Raw genomic sequence first — 9,708 nt, forward strand, 5'->3', positions numbered from 1 at the left:
GTCGCATTCGGCGCCCGCGCGTGCTGGACGGCCTCGATCTCGACGTCCGCCGCGGCGAAATCCTCGGCTTTGTCGGCCCCTCCGGTGCCGGCAAGTCGGTGCTGACGCGGACCATCATCGGGCTGGTGCCGAAGCTGAGCGGCTCGATCGAGGTGTTCGGCGTCGATCTCGACTCCGCGCGCGGCGCCGAGCGTAGCGGCATCGAGCGGAGGTGGGGCGTGCTGTTCCAGCAGGGCGCGCTGTTTTCGTCGCTGACGGTGCGGCAGAACATCCAGTTCCCGGTGCGCGAATATCTCAAGCTGTCGCAGCGCCTGATGGACGAGATCACCATCGCCAAGCTGGTGATGGTCGGATTGAAGCCCGAAGTGATGGATCGCTATCCGTCCGAACTGTCCGGCGGCATGATCAAGCGCGTCGCGCTGGCCCGCGCGCTGGCGCTCGATCCGGAGCTGGTGTTCCTCGACGAGCCGACCTCGGGCCTCGACCCGATCGGCGCCGGCGAATTCGACGAGCTGGTGCGCACGCTGCAGCGGACTTTGGGGCTGACGGTTTTCATGGTAACTCACGACCTCGACAGCCTCTACACCGCCTGCGACCGCATCGCCGTGCTCGGCCAGGGCAAGGTGATCGCGGCCGGCACGATCGCCGATATGCTGGCGTCACAGCATCCGTGGCTGCGCTCCTATTTTCACGGCAAGCGCGCCCGCGCGGTGGTGGCGTGATGACTGGTCAGGACGATATGTCGACCTGCGGGCGGCGGCGCCGCGATGAGTCCGCAATTGGCGCGCACAGCGGCAATCGTGACGTAACCGGTCGGGCACGGCTGACGTCGGACGTGGGTTTGGAGTAGTTGGATGGAAACGCGGGCGAATTACTTTCTGATCGGCACCTTCACCCTCGCGGTGATCGCCGCCGGATTCGGCTTCGTGCTGTGGTTCCAGAGCCTGCACTCCGCCAAGGCGCGCAGCCCGCTGCGGATCATCTTCGAGGGCGCCGCCTCGGGCCTGCGCAACGGCGGCAGCGTCAATTTCAACGGCGTCCGCGTCGGCGAGGTGATCTCGGTGAAACTCGACAATCCCAAGCGCGTGGTGGCGCTGGCGATGGTCGAGAACTCGGCGCCGATCCGCAAGGACACGCTGGTCGGCCTGGAATTCCAGGGCCTCACCGGCGTCGCGGCGATTTCGCTGAAGGGCGGTCAGGAAAACGCGCCGCCGGTGCCGCTCGACGACGACGGCATCCCGGTGCTGACCGCCGATCCCGATCTGCTGCAGGACATCTCCGAAGCCATCAAGTCGACGATGCGCAACGTCAACCGCCTGGTCGCCGAGAACCAGGAAACGGTGAAGGAGTCGCTGTCCAACCTGCAGACCTTCACCGCGTCGCTGGCGCGCAGCTCCGACAAGATCGACAGCATCGTGTCGCGAGTCGACGGCGTCATCGCCAAGACCGACAGCGTGATGCAGGGCATCGACGCGCTGGCCGGCGGCAAGGACGGCGGCGAACTGTACCAGGCGGTGAAGTCGTTCCGTGAACTCGCCGACAATCTCGACAAGCGGTCGGGCGCACTGATCATCGACGGCCGCCGCACGCTGGCCGACATCAGCCGCGCCGTGAACAATCTCGACCGCAATCCGACCCGTCTGCTGTTCGGCCCCAGCAACACCGCCAGCCAGGAACCGCCGCCGCAGGCGCCTCAGGCCGGGCCGGGCCCGCGCGCCGAACAACCGCGGCCGACGCGAGCGCCGCGACCGCCGCGGAGGGCGCAGCAATAGGCGCGCGTCGTCCTCGTTTGTAGCCCGGATGCAGCGTAGCGAATCCGGGAGCGGAACGTCGCGGCTTACAAGCCCGGATTACGCTTCGCTCCATCCGGGCTACTGATTTCTTCGAACTAACAACTCGCTCTGGGATACTGGGTCGCCCGCCTTCGCGGGCGATAACGTGGTGAAGTGACGCTGCGCCTCGCGCCCCAGCAACGTTCGATACGAATGTCAAACAGCCACGGCCTCGCGATCCCGCGGCGCAATTGCGCCCGGGCTTTGCTTAGTTCCTTCGCCCTCGAAACAAGAGGGCGTGCGGAACGCCGGACGCTTCGACGCGTCCGCGGCCTCGTGTGCAAAACAAAAAGCACACGAGTTAGTCACCACGGTCACGCCGGATACATCCGGCGTTCCGCACGCGGTGGGTGACCGGCTTACTTCGTGCTCTCCCCGGTGGCTCGTTGATCGTCACCGTCGGCCTCCGTTAAGGTTTCCGCAGCCGGTCGGCCACAGCCCTCCACGGCGCCTTGGCTCTTGTTGAGGAGCCAGGACCACACGACTTCGCCGGACGAAACAGCGTGGTCGTCAGCGCTTCGCTCGCGGCTCACGTCCCTCGCAAGGAACGCCCTGCCGCTTACTCCGCGCCTGACGCTGCCGCGTCCACCGCCTCCCGCCCCGCGATCCGTGACGATCGCGAAACGCCCTCTCATCGGGGCGGGATGCCAAGGAATATAATCTTATATTTGAGTGCGTCAAGAGGGTGCTGCAGCGGCCGGCCGATTGCATAGCGTGGCCGCAAATGACCCTTGCCGGACCACTCACGAAGATTGTGCGCCAGATCCTGGTCCTCTCATCGAGCGAGACCAGAGCAGTCATGGGTCGGCCTTCCGGTTCACGGGAATATGTCGGAGGGCACCTATGGCGCAAATCACATCTTTCCCTTAGAATACGCCACCGATGCACAACGTCGGATTTTTCGTTTACCCGGGCTATCAGATCCTCGACCTCGCTGGCCCGTTCGCAGCCTTCGAGACTGTGACGAAAATCGTGGGTCGGCCGCTCTACAGGCTCGAGGTTCTATCGGGCGGCGGCGGGGCTGTGCCGAGCAGCGGTGGCGTTCCTGTGACCACCATGACGGCCGGCGACGCCAGCGTGGACACGCTTGTCATTTCCGGGGGCGACATCGCGCCGATGTTGAACTCGAGCGAAGTACAAGCTGTGCAGCAACTCGCCCGCCGAACACCGAGGATCACGAGCGTCTGCACCGGCGCGTTCCTGCTGGCCGAGGCAGGTCTGCTCGACGGAAAACGCGCGACCACGCACTGGCGGATGGCGCATCAGCTGCAACGGAGTTATCCGACCGTGGAGGTCGATGCCGACAAGATCTTTATTGCCGATCGCAATGTTTGGACATCGGCAGGCGTTACAGCAGGCATCGATCTTGCGCTGGCGTTGATCGAAGCCGATCACGGTGTCGAACTCACGCGCAAAGTGGCGCGCGAGCTTGTCGTCTATCATCGCCGCGCCGGCGGACAATCCCAATATTCCCCGATCTCGCAGATGGACCCGGAATCCGACCGGATACGGATCGCATTGGCTTTCGCACGCGATCGTCTGCACGAACCGCTCCCGATAGAACGGCTTGCGGATGCTGCGCATCTCAGCCTTCGTCAGTTCGGACGCGCTTTCCGGCAGGAGACCGGCGAGACGCCAGCCAGGGCCGTCGAACGTCTTCGCGTGGAAGCGGCCCGCGCCCGATTGCAGGATGGGTCCGAACCGATCGAGATGATCGCGCAAGCCGTCGGCTTCACCGATCCCGAGCGCATGCGGCGGGCCTTCATCAAGCTCTACGGCATGCCGCCCCAGGCGATCCGTCGCGTCGATCGCCAGGCGCGGGAAGCCAACGCTACATAGCGTCCGAACGATCGACAATCATTGTCGACTGCGACACGTGACGGTCATCAACGTCCGTGGGACGCTGATCACCTATGCTCCAATTCGCGCTCAGCTTCGCAAAGCGGCGATGCTGCGAATCTCGATCTTCAAGTCGGGCGAAGTCAGCGCATCGACGCCAATGATCGACCAGGCCGGGTACGGCTTCACGGTGTAGCGCTGCTTCACTGCCATGAAGGCTTCGAGATTGTGCTGAATATCGACATGATAGCTGACGACTTCGACGAGGTCGGTCATGTCCAGGCCCTCGAGCCGTAGGATCTCAGCTGTTCGTTGCAACGCGAGTTCGGCTTGCTCGGCAACGGTGGTGCCGATCTTTCCATCGGGCCGCCGCCCGATCTGGCCAGCGATGAAGAGCAGTCCTCCCGCGCGAACAGCGGCCGAATAGCCAAATTTCTCGTAGGATCCAGCGCTCGCCGCAAAAGTCGGGTTGTCTGCCGGAATTTCAAGAGCCTTCTTTCCCATTGCGTCCGTCCTCCTAGCGTCTTTCTCCTGAGCTCGCGCCGGCGCGATTGCTGCGATACCGGCAGTAGCGCCGGCGAGCGCCATCACGGAGCGTCGGTTAAGCGTTTCGGTCATCAGTCATCTCCATAGTCGTGGGGCTCGAGCATCGCAGATCACTGCAACCAGTCGGGCGAAGGTGGTGTGAAGTCGCGAACACCGGCAAAAACGCTGAAGCCTGGAGGCCTCGCGCCATAGATCAGCGGCTCGAAACGGGTTCGCGTCAGGCGCATGAAGGCGATCCGCCACTGACCACAATCGCGGCGGTAGCGCTCTTCATAGAACCCGGTGCCGTAAAATCCCGTCGCACCGGAGAAGTTCTTGAGGTCCACCGGATGGGGCCACTCGATCAAATCCATCATTGCCCAGACGCCTTCTGCAGCGTCGGGGCCGGTCAATCTGATTTCGGGCGTGTGGCAATGATGTGCGGTCATTGCAAATTCGAGCCGCTGAGCAAGCTCGGCGGCAAACATCGCTCCGTTGCCGCCGACGATCGTAAATCCCTCGAGCTGCAGGTCCGGAGCGAACAGCTCGTTCAAACGGTCCCACTGCTTGGTGTCGATGAATCGGCAGTAACGCGACTTCAGGCGCTTGATATCTTCGATATGCATCAAGTCTGCGGCCGTCTCTTGGGTCGTCATGTGTCTTCACTAATCAGCAAAAGCGATAAAGCTTGAGCCTAGTTAGCAACAGCGTTTCCACGGATGAACGACGTTTATCCCTCATTTCCGGCCATGTGCCTCATCACGTTGCCGGTGATACTCGGCGTGTTGATGGCCAGTCGGGCCGACGCGATGGCAAGAGCCGTCGGCCCCCGGGTGATGGCGTAAAGTGAGGGAACAACGTCGTTCGGTCAGATCGTCGGCCACGATAGATGTGGTTGAGCGCACACTCAGCGCGCCGTTACGCGATCACAGGAGCATTGCCCATGGCCAACGACATCGAGCCAGACCTCAACCTCTCAGCACCGACCGACCCGTCGCGCCGCGCCCTCGTATTGGCGGGCCTTGCCGGGGCCACGGCGTTGCTGACTGGGTTGCAGCCGCTTGCGACGAGCACTGCCGAAGCCGCCGAAACCGACAGCCCGTTTCACATCCTCTTCGTTCTCTACGAGAAATTTACGCTGCAAGATTTTGCCGGCGCCAACGAGGTGTTCGCCCGTCTGCCAAATGTGAAAGTGACCATCGCGAGTCCCTCCGGAGGGACGATCATCTCGGATACACATGTACCGATCGGCGCAAGTCAGAAGCTCGCCGATGTACAGAACTGCGACCTGATCTGTGTTCCCGGCGGCACGGACCGTTCGACGATGCTGACGCCGGATGTTCAGCAACAAATTCGACGCCTCTCCGATGGGGCGAAATACGTCACCTCGATCTGCAACGGTTCGCTGATCCTCGGAGCAGCCGGCCTTTTGAAGGGCAAGCGAAGCGCCTGTCATTGGGCACAGCGCAATCTCCTCCCTCAGTACGGAGCCATCCCCGACACCGCCCGTGTCGTCGTCGACGGCCGCTACATGAGTGGCGGCGGCGTAACCGCAGGCATCGACTTCGCCCTGACCGTCGCCGCCATTTTGCGTGGTCCCATTCAGGCACAGGTGATCCAGCTGCTGATGGAGTACGAGCCTGATCCGCCGTTCCATTCCGGTCGGCCCGAGACCGCACCGCCCGAAGTTCTGGCAGCTTTCAAGACTCAGTATGCGGCGCTCGCGAAAATCGCCGGCCTCGTGAAGGGCTGACGAAAGGACGCTCTTGTGAAGACGCTCCCCTTGTCCATGCGAACTGCAGGATTGGTCGCCTTGTCTATCTGCTTTGGGACTGCGAATGCGCAGGATCGGGTCGCTCCTTCGCGACCCCTGCCTACACCCACCGATATCAGCAGCCCGCTTCAGGCGCTGGTTGCGAAGCCGCCTCCGGCCGATTTCGACCAATGGCCTAACACGCCGCAGGGTTGGGCCGAACGGCAGCGCACGAGCGAAGCGAGCGGCACAAAAACCGCGATCGCCATGGCAGCGCGCCTGCATGTGACGGTGAAACCCGCGGTGATGGGCGGCGTCCGTGTGTTCGACGTCATGCCTTCAGATCTGGCTCCCGCCAATCGTGATCGATTGCTGCTTCATGTTCATGCGGGATGCTATGTCGTCGGTGGCGGTGAGGCGTCGACTGTCGAGGCGATCTTGATGGCTGCCTTCGGGCACTATCGCGTCATCGCTATCGATTACCGCATGCCGCCGGCGGCCTATTTCCCGGCTGCGCTCGACGATGTGGTTGCCGTCTGGAAAGACGCCCTGAAGAACCACAAGCCCTCGCAGATGGCCATGTTCGGCACTTCGGCCGGAGCCGCGCTGGCCCTTGCGGCGATGTTTCGCGCGAGAGATCAAGGTATCCCGCTTCCCGGAGCTCTCGGGCTTGGCGCTCCGATGGCGGATCTGACCGGCGTCGGTGACAGCTTCGCCACGAACGCGATGATCGACAATGTTCTGGTGTCCCGCGACGGGTTCTGCGAACCGGCCGCTCGCTTCTACGCGAACGGGCACGACGTCGCCGATCCCCTCTTGTCGCCGATTTATGGAAATCTTGCCGGGCTTCCGCCGGCGATCCTGACAAGCGGCACGCGGGACTTGCTGCTGAGCAGCACGGTCCGCCTGCACCGCAAGCTTCGTCAGTCCGGTGTCGACGCGCAGCTTCAGGTCTTCGAAGCCATGTCTCACGCGCAATATCTTCGCGACGACGCGATGCCGGAGACGCGTGAGGTCTTCGAGGAGATCGCGTCCTTCTTTGATCGCCATCTCTCGAAATAGCACGCGTGCGCCCTCTGAGACACCCAGCTCGAGAATTAGCAAGGTCTGACCCTTCGGAAGCCAAATATGCACTCTCGGTCGGACATCGCCCTACTTCGAGATCCGCGATCGGCCTTCAGATAACCCCCTCAAACACGGAGCTACCACAATGATGATGACTCACGTCTCTCCCTTCCTGGAAGGCATGCACGCCCGCAACCCGGATGGTCTTGCCGAGCATCTCGCTGAGGACGTCGTGCTCGAGAGCCCGGTCTTCAGCACCCCGTTCATCGGGAAGGAAGCGGCTATGGGCGTGCTCAAGGTCCTGCTTGCCGGCATAGACGAATTCGAGTCGACGGCGATTATTGCCGGGGAGACCCGCGCCGCCATCATGTTGCGAATCCGGGCCGGAGATGCGGAGGTCACTGGTGTGGATGATTTGACGGTCAATGCCGACGGCCGGATCGCGAGAATGTCCATCCAGTGGCGACCTCTGGAAAAGATCGTCGCGATCCAACAAAGGCTCGCCCCGCTGATTGGCGTACCGAAGCTCGGTCTCGTTCAAATCGAGACGCCGCAGACGTGACACGCTTCAGGTCAGCTTGCCTCGGCCCAGGCCCCCGCGTCTGCACCGGCGGGGACCTGCGCCGGGCAATTGGTCTGGACTGGCGCATGGTACTTGCCGGGAAATTGCTCCGACGGGATGAGGCTCGTGTCGCCGACATCGCAGCACGTGTCGACTGCGGCTCGGCGAGCGCCTTCAGCTGCGCTGACCCGCCATTATCCGATCGGCGCGCCCAGCATAGCAGGCTGCGAGGGCGCGACGACGCTCGGCGCTGCGTCCGCCGGCAGCCGGCAGATGACCCGGTTGCGGCCGGCGCGCTTGGCGTCGTAGAGGGCGCGGTCGGCGGCTTTCATCATGTCGGAGATGTCGGTCATCTCGGCCGCCGAGGTGGCGACGCCGATGCTCACCGTGGCTGAGATCGCGCCGGCTTCTGCCAGTAGCGATGTGGAAGCGACTTCGGCGCGCAGCCGCTCGGCGATGATCTGCGCTTCGGCCATGTCGGTCTCGGGAAGTAGCAGCGCGAATTCTTCGCCGCCGATGCGGGCCAGTACGTCGCACTCGCGTTTGCAGTCGCGCGCGAGGCCGGCGAGATGCACGATCATGTCGTCGCCGATCTGGTGGCCGAAGCCGTCGTTGATCGACTTGAAGTGATCGATGTCGATCATCAGGAAGGAGAGGGGCCGATCGTAACGGCGGGCCTTCGCCCATTCGCGGTCGGCCAAGGTGAGAAAATGGCGGCGGTTGTAGACGCCGGTCATGCCGTCGGTGGTCGCCAGACGCTCGAGCTCTTCGGCGTGGCGGACGATGTCGGTGACGTCGCTGTAGATCAGCATGCGGCCGCCGCCGGGCAGCACGGCGAGATGGCAGCGCATCGTCGAGCCGTCGGTCATCGCCAGATCCATCGGCTTGGGATCGCCGGCGCTGACGAAGGCGAGGCGTCGCGCCACGTAGTCTTCGAGATTGACCGCCACGGCTTGCGCGGACGCGGCCAGCATGTCGGCATAGAGCGGCTGGGTCCTGCGGATCTCCTCGGCGCTGTTGGCGCGGAAGATCCGGTGCAGCACCGGATTGCTGTAGATCGCGCGCATGTCCCGATTGAGGATCAAGAGGCCGCTGTCGACATTGTCGAGCGCCGCGTACAGCGTCTCCAGCGCCTGCCGGGCTTCCGCCAATTCGGCGCGCGCATAGGCCAGAGCTATCGCCGGATCGTCATCCGATCCGTCGGTCTCCGAGGCATTTCCGATCCCGATATTATCTTGTTGCATTGCCACACTCCGTCGAGTCGTGACCTGTGACCTCAGTCAGTTGCACGTTTGCAGGCAATAAACTGTGAATTGCTGCCTGCGCTTTCGGCACGGAGTTAACGTTTTCCTAAAGTACAAGTCATTCCAACGTATGCGGTATCACGCCGCCGAGCCGGCTCGATTCCGCACCATGCGACCGGTATCATCCTGGGCCGCCCGATCAGTCGGCGGCTCAACGATTCTCCGAGGGGTCATGTCTGAGATTCCGCCGTCTTCGCCGCCGCCCGCTCCCGCGCCTGCTCCCGCCGAAGGCTCGCCGCTGCGCCGGCTGATCTGGCCGGCGCTTGCGGTGCTGGTCGCGCTGGCGTTCGTGGTGGTGGCCTCGCTGCGCTGGGATATATGGATCGGCCATCGTGCCGTGCAATCGACCGACGACGCCTATGTGCGGGCACAGACGACGCGGCTGTCGAGCCGGGTGGCGGGCGAGGTCAAGTCGGTCGAGGTCGCTGACTTCCAGCGGGTCAAGGCCAGCGACCTGCTGCTGCAGATCGACCCCGCCGACTACGAAGCCCAGCTGGCGCAGGCCGAGGCCGGCGTCGCCGCGGCGCAGGCGGCGCTGGATAATCTCGGCAACCAGATCGAGCTGCAATACGCCACCATCGCCCAGGCCGAGGCGCAGCGCGCGTCGGCCGAGGCTCAGGACGTCGAGGCCGGGCAGGAGCTGCAGCGCCAGAAATCGCTGAGCCTGAGCGAGGCGGGGGACGCGGCAGAAGCTCGAGCAGGCGATCGCCGCGCAGGCCAAGACCCAGGCCGACGTTCAAAGCCCAGCCGCGCCGTCATCCGCGGCGCAGATTCACCAGCTTCCGAAGTGCTCAACGGCACCAAGAAGCCGCGTGCCGCCGATCTCGC

9 protein-coding genes and 1 pseudogene are annotated in these 9,708 nt (G+C 63.6%); 7 read left to right on the forward strand and 3 right to left on the reverse strand.

The genetic code is table 11. The annotated features are described in order from the left end of the window. The first annotated feature begins 5 nt into the window (after positions 1–5). The 3 genes from I5M_RS16080 to I5M_RS16095 all read left to right on the forward strand — a co-directional run bounded on the left by I5M_RS16080 (position 6) and on the right by I5M_RS16095 (position 3,671). Positions 6–722: an ABC transporter ATP-binding protein gene (locus I5M_RS16080; protein WP_083909593.1), complete on the forward strand. Its 717-nt coding sequence runs from the start codon at positions 6–8 to the stop codon at positions 720–722. A gap of 132 nt (positions 723–854) precedes the next feature. Beyond that, on the forward strand, positions 855–1,772 hold the full coding sequence (locus tag I5M_RS16085) for an MlaD family protein (protein ID WP_022722331.1): 918 nt from the start codon (positions 855–857) through the stop codon (positions 1,770–1,772). A gap of 942 nt (positions 1,773–2,714) precedes the next feature. Further along, positions 2,715–3,671: a GlxA family transcriptional regulator gene (locus tag I5M_RS16095; protein ID WP_022722333.1), complete on the forward strand. Its 957-nt coding sequence runs from the start codon at positions 2,715–2,717 to the stop codon at positions 3,669–3,671. Between the two features lie 90 nt (positions 3,672–3,761). Here I5M_RS16095 and I5M_RS16100 read toward each other — a convergent pair whose 3' ends face one another. Continuing rightward, on the reverse strand, positions 3,762–4,289 hold the full coding sequence (locus I5M_RS16100) for a Rid family hydrolase (protein ID WP_199900043.1): 528 nt from the start codon (positions 4,287–4,289) through the stop codon (positions 3,762–3,764). Between the two features lie 38 nt (positions 4,290–4,327). Beyond that, the gene (locus tag I5M_RS16105) at positions 4,328–4,852 is read right to left on the reverse strand and encodes a nuclear transport factor 2 family protein (RefSeq protein ID WP_022722335.1); all 525 of its coding nucleotides are present in this window, start codon (positions 4,850–4,852) and stop codon (positions 4,328–4,330) included. A 287-nt stretch (positions 4,853–5,139) separates the two neighbouring features. Here I5M_RS16105 and I5M_RS16115 point away from each other — a divergent pair, with 287 nt between their 5' ends. The 3 genes from I5M_RS16115 to I5M_RS16125 all read left to right on the forward strand — a co-directional run bounded on the left by I5M_RS16115 (position 5,140) and on the right by I5M_RS16125 (position 7,576). Then, positions 5,140–5,949 carry a DJ-1/PfpI family protein gene (locus I5M_RS16115; protein WP_051048774.1) on the forward strand — a complete coding sequence of 270 codons (810 nt, stop codon included), beginning with the start codon at positions 5,140–5,142 and terminating at the stop codon, positions 5,947–5,949. Between the two features lie 15 nt (positions 5,950–5,964). After that, complete coding sequence (locus I5M_RS16120; RefSeq protein ID WP_040771742.1) at positions 5,965–7,011, forward strand: alpha/beta hydrolase fold domain-containing protein; 1,047 nt, start codon at positions 5,965–5,967, stop codon at positions 7,009–7,011. A gap of 148 nt (positions 7,012–7,159) precedes the next feature. Next, the gene (locus tag I5M_RS16125; protein WP_022722338.1) at positions 7,160–7,576 is read left to right on the forward strand and encodes a nuclear transport factor 2 family protein; all 417 of its coding nucleotides are present in this window, start codon (positions 7,160–7,162) and stop codon (positions 7,574–7,576) included. 194 nt (positions 7,577–7,770) lie between these two features. Here the strand turns inward: I5M_RS16125 and I5M_RS16130 are convergent, their stop codons facing one another. After that, the gene (locus I5M_RS16130) at positions 7,771–8,820 is read right to left on the reverse strand and encodes a sensor domain-containing diguanylate cyclase (protein WP_022722339.1); all 1,050 of its coding nucleotides are present in this window, start codon (positions 8,818–8,820) and stop codon (positions 7,771–7,773) included. Positions 8,821–9,052: 232 nt separating this feature from the next. Here I5M_RS16130 and I5M_RS29900 point away from each other — a divergent pair. Next, a pseudogene (locus tag I5M_RS29900) lies at positions 9,053–9,708 on the forward strand (HlyD family secretion protein); the annotation flags it as partial.

Source organism: Rhodopseudomonas sp. B29, assembly GCF_000333455.1.
Lineage (GTDB): Bacteria > Pseudomonadota > Alphaproteobacteria > Rhizobiales > Xanthobacteraceae > Rhodopseudomonas.

Bases quoted from the DNA above. Each gene is read 5' to 3' on its own strand.
- I5M_RS16085 (WP_022722331.1), top strand. From the start codon at position 855: ATGGAAACGCGGGCGAATTACTTTCTGATCGGCACCTTCACCCTCGCG.
- I5M_RS16095 (WP_022722333.1), top strand. From the start codon at position 2,715: ATGCACAACGTCGGATTTTTCGTTTACCCGGGCTATCAGATCCTCGAC.
- I5M_RS16105 (WP_022722335.1), bottom strand. From the start codon at position 4,852: ATGACGACCCAAGAGACGGCCGCAGACTTGATGCATATCGAAGATATC.
- I5M_RS16125 (WP_022722338.1), top strand. From the start codon at position 7,160: ATGATGATGACTCACGTCTCTCCCTTCCTGGAAGGCATGCACGCCCGC.
- I5M_RS16115 (WP_051048774.1), top strand. From the start codon at position 5,140: ATGGCCAACGACATCGAGCCAGACCTCAACCTCTCAGCACCGACCGAC.
- I5M_RS16100 (WP_199900043.1), bottom strand. From the start codon at position 4,289: ATGACCGAAACGCTTAACCGACGCTCCGTGATGGCGCTCGCCGGCGCT.
- I5M_RS16130 (WP_022722339.1), bottom strand. From the start codon at position 8,820: ATGCAACAAGATAATATCGGGATCGGAAATGCCTCGGAGACCGACGGA.